Raw genomic sequence first — 24,985 nt, forward strand, 5'->3', positions numbered from 1 at the left:
TTTGAACTCACCCTCACCCCGGCCCTCTCCCAGAGGGAGAGGGTGAAAACCGCACCATTCCCTCTCATGCGGGAGGGAGAAAACCGTACAGTTCCCTCTCCTGGGGGAGAGGGTGAGGGCGTTACTTAAATCCAACCTTTTCATGCCGTTCATAAACCATCTCAAGCTCGGCAATCTCTTCAGGTTTTAGCGTTAAATCCACTGCACCCAGTAAATCATCCAGTTGGTGCTCACGCGAGGTGCCGATAATCGGCGCGGCAATCCCCGGCTTACTCAGCAGCCATGCCAGCGCGACCTGCGCCCGAGACACGCCTTTATCATCGGCAACATTCGCCAGGCGTTCAGCAATCATCGCATCGTTATCGTGGCTTCCTTCGTACAGTGTTTTACCAAACTCATCAGAGACTGAACGCGCTGTGGTATTACCCCATGGACGAGTCAACTTGCCGCGCGCAAGCGGGCTCCAGGGGATCACGGCGATCCCTTGTTCGTAGCACAACGGCAGCATATCGAGCTCTTCTTCACGATAGATCAGATTGTAGTGATCCTGCATGGTGACGAAACGCGCCCAGCCATGTTGATCCTGCAATGCTAGCGCCTGTGCAAACTGGGAGCTGTGCATGGACGATGCGCCGATATAACGTGCTTTACCCGCTTTCACCACATCGTTTAGCGCTTCAAGCGTTTCTTCAATAGGCGTGTTGTAGTCCCAGCGGTGGATTTGCAGCAGATCGACATAATCGGTTCCCAGGCGGCGCAAGCTGTCATCAATCGAACGCATAATCTGTGCTCGTGACAAGCCTTCAGCCAAATCTCCGACCTGATGGTAAACCTTGGTAGCCAGCACGGCATCTTCGCGGCGCATGAAGTCTTTAAGAGCATGCCCGACAATCTCTTCGCTGCTACCGTCAGAATAGCTATTGGCGGTATCAAAGAAATTAATGCCGTTATCGATGGCGTGTTTGATGATGAGGCGGCTGCTTTCTTGGGGAAGCGTCCAGGCGTGTTTGCCACGGTCTGGCTCACCAAAGGTCATGCAACCCAGGCAAAGGCGGGAAACTTTGAGGTCTGTTTTTCCTAACGTGTTGTATTGCATGGTTCCACTCCGGCTATTCAGGTTCTTTAAGCATAGCAGGAGTGGAGAAGGGGATTATTTAAGCCAGTCGCGAATCTTCGCTTCCATGCCCGGAGCATCCAGGCCGATAGCCGCACGCGCTTCTTCCTGGGTGCCTTGCGGGATAAAATAATCCGGCAGACCGAGATTGAGAACCGGAACCACTTTACGGTTTGCCATCAGCACTTCATTCACACCGCTACCCGCACCACCGATAATGGCATTCTCTTCAATGGTCACTAACGATTCATGGCTGGCGGCCAGTTCAAGAATCAGTGCTTCATCCAGTGGTTTCACAAAACGCATATCGACGAGCGTTGCGTTCAATGACTGCGCAACCGCTTCAGCTTCTGGCAACAAAGTGCCGAAGTTCAGCAGGGCGATATTTTCACCCGCACGTTTCTTCACGCCTTTACCGATTGGCAAGGATTCCAGCGGCTGCAACTCAGCACCAGTGCCGTTGCCACGCGGATAACGCACCGCGGATGGGCCGTCGTTGTAGTGATAGCCGGTATGCAGCATCTGGCGGCATTCGTTTTCATCACTTGGCGTCATGATGACCATTTCTGGAATGCAGCGCAGGAAGGAGATATCAAACGCGCCCTGGTGAGTTTGCCCGTCCGCGCCAACAATTCCCGCACGGTCGATGGCAAACAACACCGGCAACTTCTGGATGGCGACGTCGTGAATCACCTGATCGTATGCGCGTTGCAGGAAGGTCGAGTAAATGGCGACAACCGGTTTGTAACCGCCAATGGCGAGGCCAGCCGCAAATGTTACTGCGTGCTGTTCGGCAATCGCGACATCAAAATATTGCGACGGATACTGGCGTGAAAACTCCACCATGCCGGAACCTTCACGCATTGCAGGCGTGACAGCCATCAGTTTGTCGTCTTTGGCTGCGGTTTCGCATAACCAGTTACCGAAGATTTTCGAATAGCTCGGCAGGCCGCCCGCCGCTTTCGGCAGCGTGCCGCTTTGCGGGTCAAATTTAGGCACCGCGTGGAAGCTAATCGGGTCTTTTTCAGCAGGCGCGTAGCCACGACCTTTTTTGGTCATGATGTGCAGGAACTGCGGCCCGTTCAGGTCACGCATGTTCTTCAGCGTATTCACAAGGCCCACAACATCATGCCCGTCAACCGGGCCAATATAGTTAAAGCCCAGCTCTTCAAACAATGTGCCCGGCACGACCATGCCTTTTAAATGCTCTTCGGTGCGCTTGAGTAATTCTTTAATCGGCGGCACGCCGGAGAACACTTTTTTCCCGCCTTCACGCAGCGAAGAGTAGAGTTTGCCGGAAAGCAGCTGCGCGAGGTGGTTGTTCAGCGCACCGACATTCTCGGAAATCGACATTTCGTTGTCGTTGAGAATAACCAGCATGTTCGGGCGAATGTCACCTGCATGGTTCATCGCTTCAAACGCCATACCCGCGGTGATTGCGCCATCACCAATGACGCAAACGGTGCGACGCTCTTTGCCTTCTTTGCCAGCGGCTACTGCGATACCAATTCCCGCACTGATTGAGGTGGACGAGTGACCCACGCTCAATACGTCATATTCGCTCTCGGCGCGCCACGGGAAGGGATGCAAGCCACCTTTCTGGCGGATAGTGCCAATTTTGTCACGACGGCCAGTAATGATTTTATGCGGATAAGCCTGATGACCGACATCCCAGATTAACTGGTCGAACGGCGTGTTATACACATAGTGAAGCGCCACGGTCAGTTCTACCGTGCCAAGGCCAGAGGCAAAGTGCCCGCTGGAACGGCTTACGCTATCGAGCAGGTAACGACGCAGCTCGTCACAAAGTTTCGGTAAGCTCTCTTTTGGCAACAGGCGTAGCTCAGGGGCTGATTCCACCAGTGCGAGGGTCGGGTATTTGGCAATATCAAAACTCATTAAGAAACTCATCGTGGTGTTATTAATTATTTATCACGTTGGATTATATAGCTCGCTAACGCTTCCAGTGCTGTTGTGTCTAACGACTGGCGAGCCAAGCCTTCCAACGCCCTGAGAGAATCCTGGTAGAGATCCCAAGCTTTAGCTTTGGCATTTTCAAGCCCCAACAAGGCCGGATAGGTACTTTTACCCAACTGCTGGTCTGCGCCCTGGCGTTTACCCAGTGTAGCGGTATCACCAATAACGTCGAGGATATCGTCCTGAACCTGGAATGCCAGCCCAATGCTTTCAGCGTAACGGCCAAGCAATGGCAGGGCGTTACGGCCTGCTTCACCCGCGCTCAATGCGCCCAGACGAACAGCAGCACGAATTAACGCCCCTGTCTTATGGCGATGAATACGCTCAAGGCTTTGCAGATCAACCAGCTTACCTTCTGCTTCCAGATCAAGCGCCTGGCCGCCACACATTCCAGCCACGCCACTGGCAGTTGCCAGTTCTTTTACCATCGCCAGCCGGTCTGCAATCGCCACGCCCGCCATTGGTGCATCACTTAGTATAGAAAACGCCAACGTTTGTAGGGCATCTCCTGCCAAAATGGCACTTGCTTCACCGAATTTGATGTGACAAGTCGGTTGCCCACGACGCAAATCGTCGTCATCCATGGCGGGTAAATCATCGTGAATCAATGAATAAGCATGGATACATTCGATTGCCGCAGCAGGTGCATCCAGCGTTTCTTGCACTATGCCGAACATTTCCCCGGTCGCGTAGACCAGGAAAGGGCGGAGTCTCTTGCCACCAAATAGTGCGCCATAGTGCATTGCCTCAACCAGAGGAGTGTTCTGAAACGGTAGCGGTGCCAGGAAACGCAGCAGCGCATCGTTGGCCCGCTCGGCGTGGGCCTGCAACTGATGGTTAAAATCCATTTACTCGTTATCCGGGGTAAAAGGCTTGAGTGGGGCGTCTTCGCTATCGTTTAGCAGGATTTGCACACGTTGTTCTGCTTGCTGCAGTTTCACCTGACCCTGGCGTGCAAGCTGCACCCCACGCTCAAATTCATTTAACGCCTCTTCGAGCGCTAAATCTCCGCTCTCCAGACGAGTAACAATCTGCTCAAGCTCCACAAGCGCAGTTTCAAAACTGGCTGGGACTTCGGTTTTTTTCGGCATAGTGAATGTCTGACTCTAATAATTTTTGCGACTCTGCAATGGTAGCGGAAACTGACAAGCAAGTAACCATGAGCATGTTGGTTAGCAGAGGTTAGTGATATACTTGCGCGCCTCGGATGCAGCGGCAACTCGCCGTTGCAGTTCTTTAAGTCTTCCAGCCCGCATGATTCATATTATGCCTGGCTCATCAACGAATCTAAGCCGCCATGAAGTTTATCATTAAATTGTTCCCGGAAATCACCATCAAGAGTCAATCTGTGCGCATACGCTTTATTAAGATGCTCACCGGGAACATTCGCAACGTTTTAAAACACTACGATGAAGATCTGGCGGTTGTTCGCCATTGGGATAACATTGAAGTTCGCGCTAAAGATGAAAATCAGCGTATCGCCATTCGTGAAGCGTTGACCCGCATTCCCGGTATTCACCACATTCTGGAAGTTGAAGATGTGCCGTTTACCGATTTGCACAATATCTTCGAGCAGGCGCTGGAGCTTTATCGCGATCAACTGGAAGGCAAAACCTTCTGCGTGCGTGTAAAACGTCGTGGTAAACATGAGTTCAGCTCCATTGAAGTTGAACGTTATGTTGGTGGCGGCCTGAATCAACACATTGAATCTGCGCGCGTAAAACTGACTAAACCAGAAGTCACCGTTAATCTGGAAATCGAAAACGATCGCCTGTTGCTGGTCAAAGGCCGTTACGAAGGTATCGGTGGTTTCCCGATTGGTACGCAAGAAGATGTGCTGTCTTTGATCTCCGGTGGTTTCGACTCCGGTGTTTCCAGCTACATGCTGATGCGTCGCGGTTGCCGCGTGCACTATTGCTTCTTTAACCTCGGTGGTGCTGCGCACGAAATCGGCGTTAAACAAGTTGCTCACTATCTGTGGAACCGTTTTGGCAGCTCCCACCGTGTGCGCTTCGTGGCGATCAACTTTGAACCTGTTGTTGGCGAAATCCTCGAGAAAGTCGAAGACGGCCAGATGGGCGTCGTGCTTAAGCGTATGTTTGTGCGCGCTGCGTCCCGTGTTGCTGAACGCTATGGCGTGCAGGCACTGGTGACCGGTGAAGCGCTGGGCCAGGTTTCCAGCCAGACGCTGACCAACCTGCGTTTAATCGACAACGTTTCTGATACGTTGATTCTGCGCCCGCTTATCTCTCACGATAAAGAGCACATCATCGATCTGGCTCGTGAAATTGGTACTGCTGACTTTGCGCGTACCATGCCGGAATACTGCGGTGTTATCTCGAAGAGCCCAACCGTTAAAGCGGTGAAAGCGAAGATTGAAGCTGAAGAAGCCAACTTTGACTTCTCCATCCTCGATCGCGTGATTGAAGAAGCAAGCAACATCGATATCCGTGAAATCGCCAATCAGAGCAAAGAAGTCGTTACGGAAGTTGAAACCGTTGATGCATTTGGCCCGAATGACGTGCTGCTGGATATCCGTTCTATCGACGAGCAGGACGATAAGCCATTCAAACCAGAAGGTGTGGAAGTGGCATCAATGCCGTTCTACAAGCTGAGCACTGCATTTGGCGATTTGGATCAGAGCAAAAACTATTTGCTGTGGTGCGACCGCGGTGTGATGAGTCGTTTGCAGGCGCTGTATCTACGTGAGCAAGGTTTTGAGAACGTGAAGGTTTATCGCGCTTAAATTTTACGCCCTCATCCCGGCCTTCTCCCCAGGAGAAGGAGAAGTGCAATTCCCTCTCCCTCAGGGAGAGGGCCAGGGGCCAGGGAGAGGGTGGTTTTAGTAATCCCGGTAACTGTAAATTCCCGCCGCCAATACCAATTGCTGTGACACCTCATGGGCTTTTTCACGGCTCACCAGCAAGTCGATAATCTTCAGCGCAAAATCAATAGCTGTCCCCGGCCCCTGGCTGGTTAACAGGTTGACCCGCGGATCCCACACAATACGCTTGTCCTGCCACTGAGCTTCGGGAATAGTCTCTTTCAAACCCGGGTAACCCGTCATATTCGCGATTGGGAATAATTCGTGCGGAACCAAAACCGTACCCGCTGCGGCACAAATCGCGGCAACGATACGGCCTGAAAGATGGAACTGGCGCACGGTTTCAACCAGCAGTGGACTGTCGCGAAAACACTCCGCACCTTTTAAACCGCCAGGCAAAACGATGATATCGAACTCACCGTCGGCCACTTCAACCAGCGGTGCATCAGCCAGTAGCTTTACCCCACGTGAACAGGTAATCGTCAGATTTCCATCGCTGGCAACGCTTGCCGTGGTAACGCTAATTCCACCCCGAACCAGGAGATCAATGGTGGTGACGGCTTCGGTTTCTTCAGTCCCAGGAGCCAGGCAAACCAGTGCTCGAGCGCTCATATTCATTCTCCTTACGCTTTATTTGTTCGTACAAGCGGCTGTTCACTGGCAATAAAAGGCCGTGTGCGCGTGCGCGTTGCAGTAAAAAACCAGTAATGTAATCAATCTCGGTGTGGCGTTCGACCCGCACGTCTGCAAGCATCGAAGAGATGTTTTCCGCCGTGCTTTCAATGACTTGGTTGGCGTAATAAAGCAGGTCTTCCGGCGTCGTATGGTGGCCTTCGCGCTCCATTACCATCGCGACTTCGTGGCAAATATCGCTGACTTCATTTTGATGCTGGCGCAAATCACCATTCGGGCAATTGTAGAGTGCGGTGAGAGGGTTAATCACGCAATTGACCGCCAGCTTCTTCCAACTGGCAGGCAGGATGTTGTCGTGCCAGGCTATTTCGGGCAATACATTGTGCAGGGTATCGGCGAGATAGCTGAAATGATGACCCGCCTCATTTCCTGGCCCAATATGCGTTATGCCATTGGCAACGTGAATAATCACGTTCCCGTCGCGGCGAGCCGCGTGTGTGGTGACGCCCAGTAAAATGGGTTGATGTATGCTGCGTAACTCTTCGAGCGTCCCCATACCGTTGTGGAGCAGCAAAATTGGGCTGTTTGCCGGTAGTCTTCCTACCAGAACTTTTACAGCGCCAGAAACCTGCCATGCTTTAAGTGTCACCAGCAACAAATCACTGTTGGCGAGAAAATCAGGATCGTTAGCGATAAGCGTTTGGTTGAACACACTGCCATCGGTTTCAACGACATTGACATGGCAAAAAGGCTGCGGTACGCGCAACCATCCCTGGACTTCATGTCCTTGCTTATAAAGTGATGCCAGCCACAGTTGGCCTAGCGCACCGCAACCCAGTACGGTGATTTTCATATTGCCTCCTGGCAGCAGATGTTTGGCTTAATCTATATTATACAGGGCTCTCTTCTGCTTTAACGGGTTGTTTTGCGCCGCCCAGCAGGTATTATGCAACGCAACAAAAAGAGAGGGAGAAGAAAGCATGCCATCTTTTGACATTGTGTCTGAAATTGATATCCAGGAAGTGCGTAACGCGATTGAAAACGCGGAGCGTGAGGTTGCAACTCGTTTTGACTTCCGTAATGTGCCGGCAACATTTGAACTGAATGAGAAAAATCAGTCCATTAAAGTTGCCAGTGAGTCTGATTTCCAGGTCAACCAACTGTTGGATATTCTTCGTGCCAAGCTGCTTAAGCGTGGTATCGAAGGGGCTTCAATTGATGTGCCAGAAGAGTTTGTGCACAGCGGTAAAACCTGGAGTGTAGAAGCGAAGCTCAAGCAGGGCATTGAAGCTGCGATTGCCAAGAAAATTGTGAAGCTGATTAAAGACAGCAAGACCAAAGTTCAGGTGCAGATTCAGGGCGAAGAGTTGCGTGTAACCGGTAAATCTCGCGACGACCTGCAAGCCGCAATGGCGCTGGTTCGTGGTGGTGATTTGGGGCAGCCGTTCCAGTTTAAAAACTTCCGCGACTGATTTACACCCTCACCCCGGCCCTCTCCCCCTGGAGAGGGGGAAAACCGAGCAAATGCCCTCTCCCTCAGAGAGAGGGCTAGGGTGAGGCTTGTTTTTACCCTTTAACCAACTGCTCAATCTCAAACCGATTCGTAAGCTTGCTGTCTATCTTCACGTAAGCGCTGCGTTCGGTCGCGATAATATTCACATCACTCACGCCATTATGTGCCAGTAAACGCTGCTTCAGTGATTCATCTACGTCTACACTTTCCGGCAATTCAATGCGTAAGCTCGCCACATACGGCGGTTCAGTCATGGTGCTACTTACCAGCAGCCACACCATCGCCAGTAACGCACCCGCCAGGAATACGGTTTGCGAATCAAATAACCCGTCAATCCAACCGCCCAGCGAGCCACCAATGGCTACACCCAAAAACTGGCTAGTGGAATAAATCCCCATTGCGGTACCTTTGTAACCCGCGGGAGATTCCTTGCTGATGAGCGACGGTAAAATAGCTTCCATCAGGTTAAAGGCTAAGAAGAACAGCTGCACGCCTAACACCAGTTCCCAGAAGTGCGGGCCTGAGCCCCACAGCACAATCTCAGCAATCAGCAGCAGTGCAACACAGCCGACAAACACCCGCTTCATGCGGCGTTTTACTTCGGCGTAAATGATAAACGGCACGACAGATGCAAAAGCGATGAGCATCGTGCAGAGGTAAATTTTCCAGTGCTCAGACGCCGGGAAACCTGCCTGCTCGAGTTGGCCGGGGAGGGCGACAAACGTCGACATCAACATGATGTGCAGGCACATGATGCCAAAGTTCAGTTTGAGCAATTTAGGCTCGGCCAGCACTTTGCTAAAGCAGCCTTTTACCATGCCTGATTCGCGGTTAAGTACATGGCTTTTGGTGTTTGGCACCACCCACAAGGTGATTAAAATACCGCTGGTTGCCAGAACTGCAATCATCCAGAACAGCGCATTCAAGCCCAGGCTGTGAGTAATAATGGGGCCAAGTACCATGGCGATGGCAAAAGTGACACCAAAACTCACGCCGATAAATGCCATCGCTTTCGTTCGATTCTGCTCGCGAGTTAAATCAGAAAGCAGTGCCATGACCGCAGCGGCAATGGCTCCAGAGCCTTGCAATGCCCGGCCAAGAATAACGCCCCATATGGATTCAGAGAGTGCTGCGACGACGCTTCCAAGAACGAAAATCAGCAAGCCACCGATGATCAGAGGTTTGCGGCCAATGCGGTCGGAAAGCAGGCCAAAGGGGATCTGGAAGATAGCCTGAGCCAGTCCATAAATACCGATGGCAATACCAATGAGTGCTTCACTGGCACCCTGTAGCGCCATTCCGTAAGTAGTAAGAACCGGTAGCACCATAAACATGCCGAGCATGCGCAGTGAAAATACCGTGCCTAAACCCCACGTCGCACGTAACTCGACGGGCGTCATTTTGTAATCGTTCATTACCACCTCAGATAAAAAGCAGGCCTTAGTGTAGTGCGTGGGCAGGGGAGGGTAAATGGCTGGTTGTTTAATAAATATTACAACGTTGAATGCTTGATGGCACTAATAAAAAAGGGCGCAATTGCGCCCTTTTATGAGGTTCATGACTTACCAGACGTAAGTCAGCAGATGTTGTGGATCTGGCACCATGAAATCGACCGACATCATCACGCTTAATGAAGTGATAGCGACAATAGAAAAGACGAACAATTTGCGCGCCCAGACTTTATCGTCTTCAACTTTATAGCCACGTAATGCCATGCCCAACCACCAGACGCTAACCGCAGCGGCAACAACCAGATATTTCCATCCGGCATAACCGCCTAGTGACAGCATCAGCGTTGCGACAGCAAAAGCGATGATATAAACCGTAATATGGTTTTTCGCGACCGAAATCCCTTTAACCACAGGCAACACCGGAATGTTGGCTGCCTGGTAATCTTTAAAGCGGAAGATAGCAATCGCGTACGAGTGCGGCATCTGCCACAGGCTAAAGATAGCCAGCAGGATTAACGCGCCGGCATCAAATTCATTGGTTACAGCGCAGTAACCAATAACCGGAGGTGCAGCCCCTGACAGGCTGCCGATCAGCGTGCCGTAAACGGATTTACGTTTCATGTACAGGCTATAAACGCCGACATAAACCACAAAGCCCATTACGCCTAACCACATGGCCAGCGGGTTGGCACCAAACCACAACAGCATGAAGCCAGCAATACCCAACAAGGTGGCGTATACCAGCGAGGTTTTCGGCGCAATCAAGCCTTTGACCAAAACCCTGTTCTTGGTTCTCTCCATTTTGCGGTCAATATCGCGGTCAATGAAGTTGTTATAAACACAACCTGATGCCACGACCAACGACACCCCTACCAGGGTGGAGATAAACAAGGAGTAATCAATACTGCCCTTTGAGGCCAGTAAAAATCCGCCAATGACAGAAATTAAATTGCCGAAAATAATTCCAGGCTTCGTCACTTGTAGGTATTGCTTAATCATATACGCCGCTCTTAGTGAACCATCATGTTCTGGTTGAGGTTCCACATAATCCAGATAGAGCCGACCACCAGAATGGCAATTATCAGCGCAGTAAAGGCAAAGGCCACCAGGTTCCAACGCTCCTCAGAAGAGGTGTTCATGTGCAAGAAGCACACCAGGTGAACCAGAATCTGTACTACCGCACTCCCCAGCACCACGCCAAGAATCACGGCGTGGGAGGCAGTACCTGACATGACCATCCAGAACGGGATCGCCGTCAGGATGATGGACAGGATAAAACCTGTCATATAGGTTTTAACGCTACCGTGGTGGGCGCCAGCGTGTTCATTTGAATGGCTCATTACATCGCCCCCATCAGATAAACAACCGAGAATACACAGATCCATACCACGTCCAGGAAGTGCCAGAACAAGCTCAGGCACATCAGGCGAGTACGGTTAGCTGGGGTCAAGCCGCGACGATAGACATGGAACATCATCAACGCCATCCAGACCAGGCCAGAAGTTACGTGCAGACCGTGCGTACCTACCAGGGCAAAGAAGCCTGACAGGAAGCCACTACGATCCGGCCCGAAACCCTCCACAATCAGGTGATGGAATTCATAGATTTCCATCGCGACGAAGCCCGCACCGAACAGGAAGGTCATCGCCAGCCAGGAGATAACCTGGCTCTTGTTGCCTTTGTTCATGGCGATAATCGCCATGCCGTAGGTGATGGAGCTGAATAACAGCAGGGCAGTTTCAACCAGCACAAATGGCAGTTCGAAAATGTCTTTCCCTGCCGGGCCGCCGGCAGTGCCGTTCACCAGAACGGCATAGGTAGCAAACAAGCAACAGAACAGAATGCAGTCGCTCATCAGGTAGATCCAGAAACCAAAGACCTTATTGGTTCCTGCATCGTGATGCCCATGCTCAGCGGCGTGGGCGTTAGCGTGAGTGAGAGTTTCAGTTGACATTTTTCAGCCCTGCTTTGGTAATTTCATCGAAGTGCTGGTTTTCCAGTTTTTCGACTTCCGCAACCGGAACGTAGTAATCCACATCTTCGTCGAAGCTTTTCGCAATCCAGGTGATGATGATGCCAGCAAAACCAACAATCGCCAGCCACCAGATGTGCCAGATCATCGCGAAACCAAACACGGTAGCGAACGCGGCAATCACGATGCCTGCTGCGCTGTTACGTGGCATATGAATTTCTTCATAATGCGTTGGCTGTTTGTACGCTTCACCTTTCTCTTTCATTTCCCAGAATGCATCACGCTCATGAACGTGTGGCAGGTGGGCAAAGTTGTAGAACGGAGGAGGAGAAGAAGTTGACCACTCCAGCGTACGGCCACCCCACGGGTCACCTGTCAGGTCACGGTTCTGCTCACGATCTCGGATTGAGACGTAGAACTGAATCAGCTGACACAGGATGCCCAGAGCAATCAGCGCGGCACCACAAGCTGCAACAACCAGCAGAGTGTGGAACTGCGGATCAATCTGCTGGCTCAGGCGACGGGTCATACCCATGAAGCCCAGCACGTACAGCGGCATAAATGCCACGAAGAAGCCGATGATCCAGAACCAGAATGCGCGTTTGCCCCAGGTTTCGTTCAGCGTGAAGCCGAAGGCTTTTGGCCACCAGTAAGTGAGGCCAGCGAAGCAACCGAACACGACACCACCGATAATCACGTTATGGAAGTGAGCAATCAGGAACAGGCTGTTGTGCAGGACGAAGTCAGCACCCGGAACCGCTAACAGAACACCGGTCATTCCACCAATAGAGAAGGTGACAATGAAGCCAATGGTCCACAGCATCGCGGAGTTGAACACGATACGGCCTTGATACATGGTGAACAGCCAGTTGAAGATCTTCACCCCGGTCGGGATGGCGATAATCATGGTGGCGATACCGAAGAAGGCGTTTACGTTCGCGCCGCTGCCCATGGTGAAGAAGTGGTGCAGCCAGACGATGAACGACAGTACCGTAATCGCGATGGTCGCCCACACCAGAGAGGTGTAACCGAACAGGCGTTTTTTCGAGAATGTCGCAACCACTTCAGAGAACACACCAAACACCGGCAGCACCAGGATATAAACTTCCGGGTGGCCCCATGCCCAGATGAGGTTGATATACATCATCATGTTGCCACCCATATCATTGGTAAAGAAATGGGTGCCAAGGTAGCGGTCAAGGGTTAACAGTGCGACGGTCACGGTGAAGATTGGGAATGCCGCGATAATCAGTACGTTGGTACACAGCGAAGCCCAGGTAAACACTGGCATTTTGAACATTGTCATGCCAGGTGTACGCATATTCAGGATAGTAACAAAGAAGTTAATACCCGTTAATGTCGTACCGATACCCGAGAGCTGTAGACTCCATATCCAGTAGTCGACGCCGACCCCCGGACTGTACTCTATGCCCGATAGCGGCGGATAAGCCACCCAACCGGTCTGCGCGAATTCACCTACCCCAAGAGACAGGTTAACCAGCACCACGCCCACAACGGTGAACCAGAAGCTCAGGTTGTTCAGGAATGGGAAGGCAACGTCACGCGCACCAATCTGCAACGGCACGACGATATTCATCAGGCCGATAACAAATGGCATCGCTACGAAGAAGATCATGATTACGCCATGGGCGGTAAAGATCTGATCGTAGTGATGAGGTGGCAGGAAGCCTGCTTCTCCGGCGGAAGCCAGAACTTGTTGGCTACGCATCATGACGGCGTCGGCAAAGCCGCGCAGAAGCATGACGATAGCAACAATCACGTACATTATGCCGAGGCGTTTGTGGTCAACCGAGGTGAACCACTCTTTCCATAAGTATTCCCACTTACCGAAGTAAGTGATAGCTGCAACTAGCGCCAGTCCCCCGACGAGAATTGCTGCCACCGTAACCATGATAATGGGTTCATGGTATGGGACTGAATCCAGTGTAAGTTTTCCGAACATCGTATTATTCCTCGGCCCCTTAGTGAGAGGTTTCCGCGTGACTCATGTCCATGCCTTCCATTCCTTCGTGCGCAGCGTGCTCGCCTTCAGGTTGGGTCATGTCCATGCTCTTCCCGTGTCCCATGAATTTGTTAATAACGTCTTTAAACAAATCTGGCTTAACAGCGGAGAAGTATTCGACTTTGTTGTATTCGCTAGGCTGCGCCAGTTTCTCGTAAGTCGCCATATCGTTCATGACTTCCGGAGATTGTTTAGCTTTAGCAACCCATTGGTTAAAGGTGTCCATATCTGGGGTGGCGATTGCCTTGAACTTCATCCCAGAGAAACCTTTACCGCTGTAGTTAGACGAAATACCGTCGTAGGTGCCTGCTTCATCAGCAATCAGGTGCAATTTGGTCTGCATACCTGCCATTGCATAGATTTGGCTGCCCAGGCGCGGAATAAAGAAGGAGTTCATCACTGAGTTAGAAGTGATTTTGAATTCCACCGGGGTGTTGGCTGGGAAGGCGATTTCATTAACCGTAGCAATACCTTGCTCTGGGTAGATGAAGAACCATTTCCAGTCCATGGCGATAACTTCGATGGTCACCGGCTTTGCATCGTGAACAAGCGGTTTGCTTGGCTCAAGAGCGTGCGTGGTTTTCCAGGTCAGTACCGCGAGGAAGATGACGATAAGGATAGGAATCGTCCAGACCACAGCTTCAACTTTGTTCGAGTGCGACCAGTTGGGGCTGTATTTGGCGTTTTTGTTTGAAGCACGATACTTCCAGGCAAAACCGATAGCCATTGCGATAGCGGGGATAACCACTATCAACATCAGCCCGATAGCTGTCAGTATCAATGAACGTTGTTCCAGTCCAATTTGTCCTTTGGGGTCCAGAAGTGCAGAATCACAGCCACTCAGTAAAAAAGTGCCTGTAATTAATGCCAACCATCCCAAACTTTTATTGTATTTCCTGAGTCTCATTTAACGACCTCAATTCCGGGGAGCTCTAATTGTCGTTTAAAGTGTGAAGGCATTTTACGGGAAGGTTACATTACTGTAAACATGAATGGCGTAGTGTCAGTGTGGTGTTACCGGGTTCTGCCGACAATGTCACATAGAATGCAACAAACTGTAAAATATCGAGATAGCCCGCAACCGTGCTGGGTTATAACGAAAACCTATGTTGCTATAAATAGTACAGGGCAATTGGTATAACCAATCATTTTGTTAAACATAAATTTAACAATTTAGCATCAATTAACAAACGAAATGAGTTACAAATTAATTTATCGACGGGCTGAATCGGTTAAAGGTACAGAGAAAATAATTTTCCTGCTAATAATGCAAAAAAACAGACTTGCTTTCGCCAATTAATTCATCACATAAATATTTGCATGTTAATCGAACGATATAGTTACTGAACGAAATTTATTATTTTTATTAATCTGACGGATTTTACACTAAAGCTGATTTCCGCAACGCCAGATAATCAAGTATCCCTCCGAGTAAAATTCCACCCACTGCAAACAACGCTCCCCATTCCAGGAACTGAATGTTGAACGCCCAGTTTGTCAGGCCTGTCGCATTGGTAATTAACACCACCAACCATACCGCCAGCAGGACACAACCTAACATCAATGCCTGAAGCGCTATACGATAAGCGGAAGAAAATTCGCTTCGCGGAATAAAACTATCGTGATTCTGGGTGTATTCCAGCGTTGTTTTGCAAACCAAAAGCAACAAAATGCCCGGAACGGCAGCCACTACTGAGAATAAGTAAAAAGTAGGCCAGCCTTGCGCTTCAACGAACCAGCCGGCAATCGGGCCAACATAAACGCGGCCAACTGCGGATAACGCTGAAAGCAGGGCAAATTGAGTAGCGGAAAATGACTTATTACACAGCGTCATCAACAGCGCGACAAAAGCTGCCGTGCCCATGCCGCCACAGAGGTTTTCAAAGAAAACGGCTGTTGCCATACTGAACATATTCTTATCGGTGACCGATAAAATCCAGTAACCGGCATTGGAAACGCCCTGTAAAACGCCAAAGATCAGTAAAGCGCGGAACAGCGACAGGCGCTGCATCAAAATGCCGCCGTAGAGCGCGCCAACGATGGTGGCAATAAGTCCCAGCGATTTATTCACCACACCCACTTCACCGGCATCAAAACCGACGCCGCGAATCAAAAATGTGGTTGTCAAACTCATGGCGAATGCATCGCCAAGTTTGTACAACACAATCAGTAGCATAATGAGCCAGGCATTGTTGCGGCCAAAGAAATCACGCAGTGGAGCAACTACAGCTTGTTCGAGACTTTTGGGGACCGGAATGGCGTCTGTGGGTTCTGGGGCAAACAAAGTGGCGATGATACAAGGCAGCATCAATGCGGCCATCAGCCAGTACATTCCTTGCCAGCCGAGGTATCTATCCGCAAGCCAAAGCGCCAGACCGCCGGATACCAGCATTGCCAGTCGATAACCCAATACGCTTATTGCCGCGCCAGTACCGCGTTCTTCTGCGGGGAGAATATCCGTTTTCCACGCATCAAAAACGATATCTTGCGAAGCCGAGCAGAAAGCAATGACAACAGCTAAAGCGGCCATCCAACGGAGTTGCGAGCCAGGTTCAAGGAAACCCATGCCCGCAATAGCAATCAGCAGCAGAATCTGAGTGATCAGCAACCAACCACGACGACGCCCAAGCAGCGGCGGCGTGTATCTGTCCATTATTGGCGACCACAGAAACTTAAATACATAGGCTTGCCCGACAAGCGAGAAGAAACCAATGGTTTTAAGATCGATGTTCTCAACCGTCATCCATGCTTGTAGCGTGCCGGAAGTGAGGGCGAGAGGGAGGCCGGAGGCAAAGCCTAAAATCAACAGAATGGCTGATTTTGGTTGCTGAAAAAGACGTAGATAGTGGTTGGGCATACTCAGCTCTACAGCCAGCCCGCATGACACGGGCTGGTGGGGTATTGATTAACGAGCGTTCTGCTTAATAAAGTCGTGAACGCTGGTGTCCTGAGCCATATCAGCAATGGTGTCAGTCAATACGGAGTTCACCGCATTGGCGATATTCTTGTTGGTGGCCTGGAACGCCCCTTCTACGTTGTAGCTGGAACGGTAGTTTTTGGTCATCTTGTTACCATTTTTCGCCGTCGCAATAATCACGATATCTGCTTTAGTAGCGATGTTGTAACGGACGCTGCCCTGAGACACGTCTGCATACAGCTGGTTTACGATGATTTGCAGGTCAACCGGGCTGTTTGGCCCAATCATATAACCACGAGCCGTCATCTGTTTTTCCAGCACTTCTTGCAGTAAGAAGCGCAGGTCACGAGATGGCGTCAGGGTAACCAGTTGGTTATCACGCGTGACTTTAGCCAGCGCCTGGTCTTTACGTTGATCTGCACCGTTGATGCTGACAGTCACACCCATCAAGCTTGGGTCTTGCTGTGGCAAGCTAATGGTTGGAGAAACATCAATGGTCGTTGGTGGTGTTGCACAGCTGGCCAGCATAAATACGGCGACCAACGGGAATAATAGTTTTTTTAACATGTTCGCTATCTCAATGTACTCAAGGGGCAGGCAGATAAAAAATCACGCCATCATAACACTGCGGTTGCCCAGGGGAAGTAGTTAACGCACGTAATTTCATCGCGTTGCGCTTTTTCTGAGCGGTTGCAAAGCTATCTGACCACTTTGCCCTCGATTAGTGCCGTAATCACATTAATCTACAGGGGCTTGGCTTAGAAAATCAGACGAAAGCTAAATAATTGTTGTAATTCCGTTATTAAAACGGCTAAAAGCGGCTAACATTTAAAGGGATGAGTGGCATCTCTACGCAGTCGAGGAGAAAGTTCATGATGATGCGCGAGCAAATAGAATCAAAATTAAGGGCAGCGTTTGAACCCGTGTTCCTGGAAGTCGTGGATGAAAGCTATCGTCACAATGTCCCGGCGGGTTCCGAGAGTCATTTTAAAGTGGTTCTGGTCAGCGATCGTTTTGTAGGAGAGCGTTTCTTAAATCGTCACCGTATGATTTACGGCACGTTAAGCGTGGAACTCTCAACTACCGTGCATGCGCTGGCGCTGCATACCTACGCCATTAAGGAATGGGAAGGGTTGCATGACACTGTTTTAGCCTCCCCACCTTGCCGTGGAGCAGGGTCAATCGCCTGAAGTTAACCTTCAGGCTTGCAACAGAGGGAGCTTTTCCTTTATGTTGCGGTATATGAATCGTGTTTTACAAAACGGCCTGCGGGCCGTTTTGTTTTGTCTGAAATAGCCCTCGTTATTCCAGGGTTTGGGCAAAAAATCCAAAAGAACTGTGAAAAGGGCCGCAGCAACACTGTGTTGCCGTTCTCGACTCACCTTGGTGATGCCGCTATAATGCTGCGTCTTATTTTTCGGAATGTCTTCGGGACGATTCTGACGACAGGGAATGTGATTCTGATACAGAAGGCATCCCGGTTCTGCGGAGTGCAAATGAGCGCTTCCAGAGTTGACCGAGCACTGTGATTTTTTGAGGTAACAAGATGCAAGTTTCAGTTGAAACCACTCAGGGCCTTGGCCGCCGTCTCACGATTACTATCGCTGCAGACAGCATCGAAACCGCTGTAAAAAGCGAGCTGGTCAACGTGGCAAAGAAAGCCCGTATCGACGGTTTCCGTAAAGGAAAAGTGCCGATGACCGTTATCGCACAACGCTATGGCGCTTCTGTTCGCCAGGACGTGTTGGGCGAACTGATGAGCCGCAACTTTGTTGAAGCGATCATCAAAGAAAAAATCAATCCAGCTGGCGCACCGAACTACGTTCCAGGCGAATACAAACTGGGCGAAGACTTCACCTACGCGGTTGAGTTTGAAGTGTACCCAGAAGTTGAGCTGCAGGGTCTGGAAGCAATCGAAGTTGAAAAACCGGTTGTTGAAGTGACTGACGAAGACGTTGATGCAATGCTGGACACCCTGCGTAAGCAGCAGGCGACCTGGAAAGACTCTGACGCTGCTGCAACTGCAGAAGACCGCGTAACCATCGACTTCACCGGTTCTGTAGACGGCGAAGTATTCGAAGGCGGCAAAGCGTCTGACTTCGTACTGGCAATGGGCCAGGGTCGTATGATCCCAGGCTTCGAAGACGGTCTGGTTGGTCACAAAGCTGGCGAAGAATTCACTATCGAAGTGACCTTCCCGGAAGATTACCACGCTGAAAACCTGAAAGGTAAAGCGGCTAAGTTCGACATCGTTCTGAAGAAAGTTGAAGAGCGTGAACTGCCAGAATTTACTGAAGAATTCATCAAACGTTTCGGCGTTGAAGATGGTTCTGTTGCAGGTCTGCGTACCGAAGTGCGTAAAAATATGGATCGTGAGCTGAAAGGCGCTGTGCGTAACCGCATCAAGTCTCAAGCAATCGACGGTCTGGTTAACGCGAACAACATCGACGTTCCAGCAGCACTGATTGACAGCGAAATCGACGTTCTGCGTCGCCAGGCTGCTCAGCGTTTTGGTGGCAACGAGAAACAAGCGCTGGAACTGCCACGTGAACTGTTCGAAGAACAAGCTAAACGTCGTGTAGTTGTTGGCCTGCTGCTGGGCGAAGTGATTCGTACCCATGAGCTGAAAGCTGATGAAGAACGCGTTAAAGGTCTGATCGAAGAAATGGCTTCTGCCTACGAAGATCCGACTGAAGTTGTAGAATTCTACGGCAAAAACAAAGAACTGATGGACAACATGCGTAATGTTGCTCTGGAAGAACAAGCTGTTGAAGCTGTTCTGTCTAAAGCGAAAGTGACTGAGAAAGCCACTAACTTTAGCGAACTGATGAACCAGCAAGCTTAAGCATAATTTTTGGCATCATCGCCAAAATATTGCTGCATCAAGCCCGTCACCCATAGGTGGCGGGCTTTTTTTATCAGTGACTCTCTGAAAACCCATCATAAAACGCAGTTTCAGGGTTAGCGTAACAAGAAAAGGTTGTTATGCTTGAAACAGGGCAAGCTCATCCCCATAAATACGGGTATGGCTCGAACATGGATCCCTGACTGATAATCCGTCCGAATAAAGGTAATAGGTGTAAGCAGGAGCGTAGTCTTCTTCTGGCACCTCAAGTAGAATCAGTGCTGCAGGTATCGAAGGCTTAATTATTCCAGGAGACGGAAATGTCATACAGTGGCGAAAGAGATCAATTTGCACCCCATATGGCCCTGGTGCCGATGGTTGTTGAACAGACATCGCGTGGCGAACGTTCATACGATATCTATTCTCGTCTGCTCAAGGAACGTGTCATCTTTATGACGGGCCAGGTCGAAGACCACATGGCTAACCTGATTGTGGCGCAGATGCTGTTCCTGGAAGCAGAAAACCCAGAAAAAGACATCTATCTCTACATCAACTCACCAGGTGGTGTGATTACCGCCGGTATGTCTATCTACGATACGATGCAATTTATTAAACCGGATGTCAGCACTATTTGTATGGGTCAGGCCTGCTCTATGGGTGCTTTCCTGCTGACAGCTGGAGCAAAGGGTAAGCGTTTCTGCTTACCGAACTCACGAGTGATGATTCACCAGCCGCTGGGCGGCTACCAGGGCCAGGCAACGGATATCGAAATCCACGCGCGCGAAATCCTGAAAGTGAAAGCTCGTATGAACGAACTTATGGCGCAACACACGGGCAAATCTCTTGAAGAAATCGAGAGAGACACCGAGCGTGACCGTTTCCTCGCTGCAAATGAAGCGGTAGAGTATGGCTTAGTTGACTCAATCCTGACTCACCGTAGCTAACGCCCGAAAACAGTGAGCCATATACTATAGTTGTAGGAATTACAGTTGTAGAAATGGCTCATAGCGCGCTTACGATTGGCTGCGCCGTAGAATGGCATTTGTGCCGTTCTGTTCGGTGCACAGAAACAAAAAAGAGGTTTTACCGATGACAGATAAGCGCAAAGACGGTTCAGGCAAACTGCTGTACTGCTCTTTTTGCGGCAAAAGCCAGCATGAAGTGCGTAAACTGATTGCCGGGCCGTCAGTGTATATCTGCGATGAGTGTGTCGACTTATGTAACGACATTATTCGCGAAGAGATTAAAGAAGTCGCTCCGCACCGCGAACGCAGTGCGCTGCCGACTCCGCATGAAATCCGTCACCATCTCGATGATTACGTCATCGGGCAGGAACAGGCTAAAAAAGTCCTGGCGGTTGCGGTTTACAACCACTACAAACGTCTGCGTAACGGCGACAGCACCAACGGTATCGAACTGGGCAAAAGTAACATTCTGCTCATCGGGCCGACGGGTAGCGGGAAAACCCTGCTGGCTGAAACCCTGGCACGTTTACTGGATGTTCCATTCACCATGGCTGATGCCACAACGTTAACCGAAGCCGGTTACGTGGGTGAAGATGTCGAAAACATCATCCAGAAACTGCTGCAGAAATGTGATTACGATGTGCAGAAAGCACAGCGCGGCATCGTGTATATCGATGAGATCGACAAAATCTCCCGCAAATCTGATAACCCGTCCATCACGCGTGATGTGTCTGGTGAAGGTGTGCAGCAGGCGTTGCTGAAACTTATCGAAGGTACTGTTGCGGCGGTTCCACCTCAGGGTGGCCGTAAGCATCCACAGCAAGAGTTCTTGCAGGTTGATACCTCCAAGATTCTGTTTATCTGTGGTGGCGCATTCGCAGGCCTGGATAAAGTTATTGCTAACCGCGTTGAAACCGGTTCAGGCATTGGCTTTGGCGCAACCGTAAAAGGTAAATCTCAGAAGGCGACAGAAGGGCAGCTGTTAGGCCAGGTTGAGCCGGAAGATTTGATCAAATTTGGTCTGATCCCTGAGTTTATCGGCCGTCTGCCAGTTGTTGCAACGCTGACTGAACTGAGCGAAGAAGCACTGATTCAAATCCTGAAAGAGCCGAAAAACGCCCTGACCAAGCAATACCAGGCGTTGTTCAATCTGGAAGGTGTGGATCTGGAATTCCGTGACGAAGCGCTTGATGCCATCGCTAAGAAAGCAATGGCACGTAAAACCGGTGCTCGTGGTCTGCGTTCAATCGTAGAAGGCGCATTGCTGGATACCATGTACGATCTTCCTTCTATGGAAGACGTCGAGAAAGTCGTTATTGACGAATCCGTCATCGACGGGCAAAGCAAACCATTATTAATTTATGGTAAGCCGGAAGCGCAACAAGCATCCGGTGAATAATTCGCCAAAATAACCAGTCAGTTAGTCTGAAAAGGGGGATTTATATCCCCCTTTTGCTTTTCCTTCATTCCTGCCATTGAATGTGCGGGAAACATCCCAATATACTGACTTACTTGTTGGTGACGTTCATTCTCCGTCCCCCTTCAGGCCGTCGATGCAATGGCGACACCCACTGACTTCAGTCACATAGTTATCTATGCCTCTGGGGACTCGTGGATTTGCCGCCTTTCTACGGTTTGAATGGTTCTGGAGGAGCCAGGACATTACCCATCACCAGGCGGACCTTAACTAAGAGAGAGCTCTATGAATCCTGAGCGTTCTGAACGCATTGAAATCCCCGTATTGCCATTGCGCGATGTGGTGGTTTATCCGCACATGGTAATTCCACTGTTTGTCGGGCGAGAAAAATCCATTCGTTGCCTGGAAGCGGCCATGGATCATGATAAAAAAATCATGCTGGTGGCGCAGAAAGAAGCCTCGACAGATGAGCCAGGTGTAAATGACCTGTTCTCAGTGGGAACCGTCGCATCCATTTTGCAAATGCTGAAACTGCCAGACGGCACGGTAAAAGTGCTGGTTGAAGGTTTACAGCGTGCACGTATCACCACGCTTTCTGACAACGGTGACCATTTCTCAGCGCAGGCTGAGTACCTGAATTCGCCAGCTATTGAAGAGCGCGAACAGGAAGTGCTGGTGCGCACCGCAATTGGTCAGTTTGAAGGCTATATCAAACTGAACAAAAAAATTCCGCCAGAAGTGCTGACATCGTTGAACAGCATTGACGATCCTGCTCGTCTGGCTGACACCATTGCGGCACATATGCCATTGAAACTGACTGATAAACAGTCCGTTCTCGAGATGTCCGATATTAACGAACGTCTTGAATATCTGATGGCCATGATGGAGTCGGAAATCGATCTGCTGCAGGTTGAGAAGCGCATTCGCAACCGTGTTAAAAAGCAGATGGAAAAGAGCCAGCGTGAGTACTATCTGAATGAGCAAATGAAAGCCATTCAGAAAGAACTCGGCGAAATGGACGACGCGCCAGATGAAAACGAAGCGCTGAAACGCAAAATCGACGCGGCTAAAATGCCGAAAGAGGCGCGTGAAAAAACCGAAGCGGAACTGCAAAAACTGAAAATGATGTCGCCAATGTCTGCGGAAGCTACCGTGGTTCGTGGTTACATCGATTGGATGGTGCAGGTGCCGTGGAATGCGCGCAGCAAAGTGAAAAAAGATCTGCGTCAGGCGCAGGAAGTCCTGGATACCGATCATTACGGCCTTGAGCGCGTGAAAGATCGTATCCTGGAATACCTCGCAGTCCAGAGTCGCGTTAACAAGCTCAAAGGGCCAATTTTGTGCCTGGTTGGGCCTCCAGGTGTAGGTAAAACCTCACTGGGTCAGTCCATCGCTCGCGCGACCGGACGTAAATATGTGCGTATGGCTTTAGGCGGCGTGCGTGATGAAGCGGAAATTCGCGGTCACCGTCGTACTTATATTGGTTCCATGCCAGGTAAGCTGATTCAAAAAATGGCGAAAGTGGGCGTTAAAAACCCATTATTCCTGTTGGATGAAATCGACAAAATGTCTTCGGATATGCGTGGTGATCCTGCTTCCGCACTTCTGGAAGTGCTTGATCCAGAACAGAACGTGGCGTTCAACGACCACTATCTGGAAGTGGATTACGATCTCAGCGATGTCATGTTTGTGGCAACGTCTAACTCCATGAACATTCCAGCACCGTTGTTGGACCGTATGGAAGTTATCCGTCTTTCCGGTTACACCGAAGACGAAAAGCTGAACATTGCTAAACAGCACCTGCTGACCAAGCAGATTGAGCGTAACGCGCTCAAGAAAGGTGAGCTGACGGTTGAAGACAGCGCCATTAGCGGCATTATCCGTTATTACACCCGTGAAGCGGGCGTGCGTAGTCTGGAGCGTGAAATCTCCAAACTGTGCCGTAAAGCGGTTAAACAGCTGCTGCTGGATAAAACGCTTAAGCACATCACCATCAACGGCGATAACCTGAAAGATTTCCTTGGCGTGCAGCGCTTTGACTATGGCCGTGCAGACAGCGAAAACCGTGTAGGCCAGGTAACAGGTCTTGCGTGGACCGAAGTTGGCGGTGACCTGCTGACTATCGAAACCGCATGTGTGCCAGGCAAAGGCAAGCTGACTTACACCGGTTCTCTGGGTGAAGTTATGCAGGAATCTATTCAGGCTGCATTGACCGTGGTACGTGCGCGTGCGGAGAAATTAGGCATCAACACCGATTTCTACGAAAAACGCGATATCCACGTTCACGTGCCTGAAGGTGCGACGCCGAAAGATGGCCCGAGTGCGGGTATTGCGATGTGTACCGCGCTGGTATCTTGCCTGACGGGTAACCCTGTTCGTGCAGATGTGGCGATGACCGGTGAAATCACATTACGCGGTCTGGTTCTGCCAATTGGTGGTTTGAAAGAAAAACTGTTGGCGGCACACCGTGGCGGTATCAAAACTGTTCTGATTCCGGATGATAATAAACGCGATCTGGAAGAGATTCCGGACAACGTTCTCGCCGACCTGGATATTCATCCGGTGAAGCGCATCGAAGAAGTTTTGGCTCTTGCATTGCAGAATGAGCCTTACGGAATGCAGGTTGTGACCGAAAAATAGTGACCTGACGCATATTCGGTAAATAAAATCAGAGCTGGCTGGTGAATTGTCACTTGCCAGCTTTTTTTTGTATCGCTACTTTAGACTGCTGGTGATGCGTGTCATTAACAACGGGTGTTGTAAGGGCATGACAGGCCTGATATAACTGCTGCGCGGTCGCACTTTGAAGGATACTGGTGCGATATAAATTATAAAGAGAGGAAGAGAAGAGTGAATAAATCTCAACTGATAGACAAAATTGCCGCAGGTGCTGATATTTCTAAAGCTGCGGCTGGACGTGCATTAGACGCTGTGATTGCTTCTGTTACCGAATCTCTGCAATCTGGGGAAGACGTGGCACTGGTTGGCTTTGGAACTTTTGCTGTTCGTGAACGTGCTGCCCGTACCGGCCGTAACCCACAAACAGGTAAGGAAATCACCATCGCTGCTGCAAAAGTACCTGGTTTCCGTGCGGGTAAAGCGCTGAAAGAAGCCGTTAACTGATTTATCGCGAGCCTTTACCCGTTAGCATTCAAGTGGCAGGTAGGCGGCCAGGGAGCTTATCCCGATGGGCTTACTCAGGTAAGTGACTCGGGGAAATGAGTACCGCCAACGCCCCAGCATCTTGAAGAATGATGGGTTTATAGGGTAAGACGAGTAAAGTTAGGTCAGGGCGCATCGTTAGATGTGCCTTTTTTTATGCCTGATGCCTAAT

At 50.3% G+C, this 24,985-nt stretch carries 22 protein-coding genes; 8 read left to right on the top strand and 14 right to left on the bottom strand.

Annotation, left to right across the window (positions count from 1 at the left end; all coding sequences use genetic code 11):
• Nucleotides 1-121: 121 nt before the first annotated feature.
• From M975_RS01710 to xseB, 4 genes are read right to left on the bottom strand one after another with little or no spacing between them, the layout of a single operon-like run.
• Nucleotides 122-1,096, bottom strand: coding sequence for an aldo/keto reductase (locus M975_RS01710; protein WP_064556995.1), 975 nt, complete (start codon nt 1,094-1,096; stop codon nt 122-124).
• Nucleotides 1,097-1,150: 54 nt separating this feature from the next.
• The gene (dxs, locus tag M975_RS01715) at nt 1,151-3,013 is read right to left on the bottom strand and encodes a 1-deoxy-D-xylulose-5-phosphate synthase (protein ID WP_064556996.1); all 1,863 of its coding nucleotides are present in this window, start codon (nt 3,011-3,013) and stop codon (nt 1,151-1,153) included.
• A gap of 26 nt (nt 3,014-3,039) precedes the next feature.
• A complete protein-coding gene (gene ispA / locus M975_RS01720; RefSeq protein WP_064556997.1) occupies nt 3,040-3,939 on the bottom strand; it encodes a (2E,6E)-farnesyl diphosphate synthase in 900 nt (299 codons plus the stop codon).
• Complete coding sequence (xseB, locus tag M975_RS01725; RefSeq protein ID WP_034493701.1) at nt 3,940-4,182, bottom strand: exodeoxyribonuclease VII small subunit; 243 nt, start codon at nt 4,180-4,182, stop codon at nt 3,940-3,942.
• Between the two features lie 206 nt (nt 4,183-4,388).
• Between xseB and thiI the strand changes: the two genes are divergently transcribed.
• Nucleotides 4,389-5,837: a tRNA uracil 4-sulfurtransferase ThiI gene (gene thiI, locus M975_RS01730; RefSeq protein WP_064516610.1), complete on the top strand. Its 1,449-nt coding sequence runs from the start codon at nt 4,389-4,391 to the stop codon at nt 5,835-5,837.
• Between the two features lie 96 nt (nt 5,838-5,933).
• Here thiI and yajL read toward each other — a convergent pair whose 3' ends face one another.
• A complete protein-coding gene (yajL, locus tag M975_RS01735; protein ID WP_064556998.1) occupies nt 5,934-6,527 on the bottom strand; it encodes a protein deglycase YajL in 594 nt (197 codons plus the stop codon).
• Nucleotides 6,487-7,401 (bottom strand): 2-dehydropantoate 2-reductase, encoded by a 915-nt coding sequence (gene panE / locus M975_RS01740; RefSeq protein WP_064556999.1) that lies wholly within the window; start codon nt 7,399-7,401, stop codon nt 6,487-6,489. The genes yajL and panE overlap by 41 nt, the downstream gene beginning before the upstream one ends.
• Before the next feature lie 127 nt (nt 7,402-7,528).
• Here panE and M975_RS01745 point away from each other — a divergent pair, with 127 nt between their 5' ends.
• Nucleotides 7,529-8,020, top strand: a complete 492-nt coding sequence (locus tag M975_RS01745; protein ID WP_034493706.1) for a YajQ family cyclic di-GMP-binding protein — start codon at nt 7,529-7,531, stop codon at nt 8,018-8,020.
• Nucleotides 8,021-8,114: 94 nt separating this feature from the next.
• On the opposite strand, the gene M975_RS01750 is transcribed toward M975_RS01745, so the two are convergent.
• From M975_RS01750 to M975_RS01785, 8 genes are all read right to left on the bottom strand, one after another.
• Entirely contained in the window at nt 8,115-9,476 is a 1,362-nt protein-coding gene (locus tag M975_RS01750) for an MFS transporter (RefSeq protein WP_064557000.1), read from the bottom strand.
• A 147-nt stretch (nt 9,477-9,623) separates the two neighbouring features.
• Complete coding sequence (gene cyoE / locus M975_RS01755) at nt 9,624-10,511, bottom strand: heme o synthase (protein ID WP_064557001.1); 888 nt, start codon at nt 10,509-10,511, stop codon at nt 9,624-9,626.
• Between the two features lie 11 nt (nt 10,512-10,522).
• Entirely contained in the window at nt 10,523-10,852 is a 330-nt protein-coding gene (locus tag M975_RS01760) for a cytochrome o ubiquinol oxidase subunit IV (RefSeq protein ID WP_064557002.1), read from the bottom strand.
• Nucleotides 10,852-11,466 (bottom strand): cytochrome o ubiquinol oxidase subunit III, encoded by a 615-nt coding sequence (locus M975_RS01765; protein WP_064557003.1) that lies wholly within the window; start codon nt 11,464-11,466, stop codon nt 10,852-10,854. The genes M975_RS01760 and M975_RS01765 overlap by 1 nt, the downstream gene beginning before the upstream one ends.
• Nucleotides 11,456-13,447: a cytochrome o ubiquinol oxidase subunit I gene (gene cyoB / locus M975_RS01770; RefSeq protein WP_064557004.1), complete on the bottom strand. Its 1,992-nt coding sequence runs from the start codon at nt 13,445-13,447 to the stop codon at nt 11,456-11,458. The genes M975_RS01765 and cyoB overlap by 11 nt, the downstream gene beginning before the upstream one ends.
• A gap of 19 nt (nt 13,448-13,466) precedes the next feature.
• Nucleotides 13,467-14,414 carry a cytochrome o ubiquinol oxidase subunit II gene (gene cyoA / locus M975_RS01775; protein WP_064553062.1) on the bottom strand — a complete coding sequence of 316 codons (948 nt, stop codon included), beginning with the start codon at nt 14,412-14,414 and terminating at the stop codon, nt 13,467-13,469.
• A gap of 474 nt (nt 14,415-14,888) precedes the next feature.
• Nucleotides 14,889-16,364 carry a muropeptide MFS transporter AmpG gene (ampG, locus tag M975_RS01780; RefSeq protein WP_064557005.1) on the bottom strand — a complete coding sequence of 492 codons (1,476 nt, stop codon included), beginning with the start codon at nt 16,362-16,364 and terminating at the stop codon, nt 14,889-14,891.
• A gap of 48 nt (nt 16,365-16,412) precedes the next feature.
• Nucleotides 16,413-16,991: a lipoprotein gene (locus M975_RS01785; RefSeq protein WP_064557006.1), complete on the bottom strand. Its 579-nt coding sequence runs from the start codon at nt 16,989-16,991 to the stop codon at nt 16,413-16,415.
• A 305-nt stretch (nt 16,992-17,296) separates the two neighbouring features.
• On the opposite strand from M975_RS01785, the gene bolA reads away from it, so the two are divergent.
• The 6 genes from bolA to hupB all read left to right on the top strand — a co-directional run bounded on the left by bolA (nt 17,297) and on the right by hupB (nt 24,774).
• Nucleotides 17,297-17,614 (top strand): transcriptional regulator BolA, encoded by a 318-nt coding sequence (bolA, locus tag M975_RS01790; RefSeq protein ID WP_064557007.1) that lies wholly within the window; start codon nt 17,297-17,299, stop codon nt 17,612-17,614.
• Between the two features lie 356 nt (nt 17,615-17,970).
• A complete protein-coding gene (tig, locus tag M975_RS01795) occupies nt 17,971-19,269 on the top strand; it encodes a trigger factor (RefSeq protein WP_064516633.1) in 1,299 nt (432 codons plus the stop codon).
• A gap of 320 nt (nt 19,270-19,589) precedes the next feature.
• A complete protein-coding gene (gene clpP, locus M975_RS01800) occupies nt 19,590-20,213 on the top strand; it encodes an ATP-dependent Clp endopeptidase proteolytic subunit ClpP (RefSeq protein WP_064516635.1) in 624 nt (207 codons plus the stop codon).
• Nucleotides 20,214-20,358: 145 nt separating this feature from the next.
• Complete coding sequence (gene clpX, locus M975_RS01805; RefSeq protein ID WP_034457994.1) at nt 20,359-21,633, top strand: ATP-dependent protease ATP-binding subunit ClpX; 1,275 nt, start codon at nt 20,359-20,361, stop codon at nt 21,631-21,633.
• A gap of 303 nt (nt 21,634-21,936) precedes the next feature.
• The gene (gene lon / locus M975_RS01810) at nt 21,937-24,291 is read left to right on the top strand and encodes an endopeptidase La (protein ID WP_064557008.1); all 2,355 of its coding nucleotides are present in this window, start codon (nt 21,937-21,939) and stop codon (nt 24,289-24,291) included.
• A 210-nt stretch (nt 24,292-24,501) separates the two neighbouring features.
• A complete protein-coding gene (gene hupB, locus M975_RS01815) occupies nt 24,502-24,774 on the top strand; it encodes a nucleoid-associated protein HU-beta (protein WP_034457998.1) in 273 nt (90 codons plus the stop codon).
• Nucleotides 24,775-24,985: the final 211 nt, after the last annotated feature.

Origin of the sequence: Buttiauxella brennerae ATCC 51605 (assembly GCF_001654925.1) — a bacterium.
In the GTDB taxonomy this organism is placed as follows: domain Bacteria; phylum Pseudomonadota; class Gammaproteobacteria; order Enterobacterales; family Enterobacteriaceae; genus Buttiauxella; species Buttiauxella brennerae.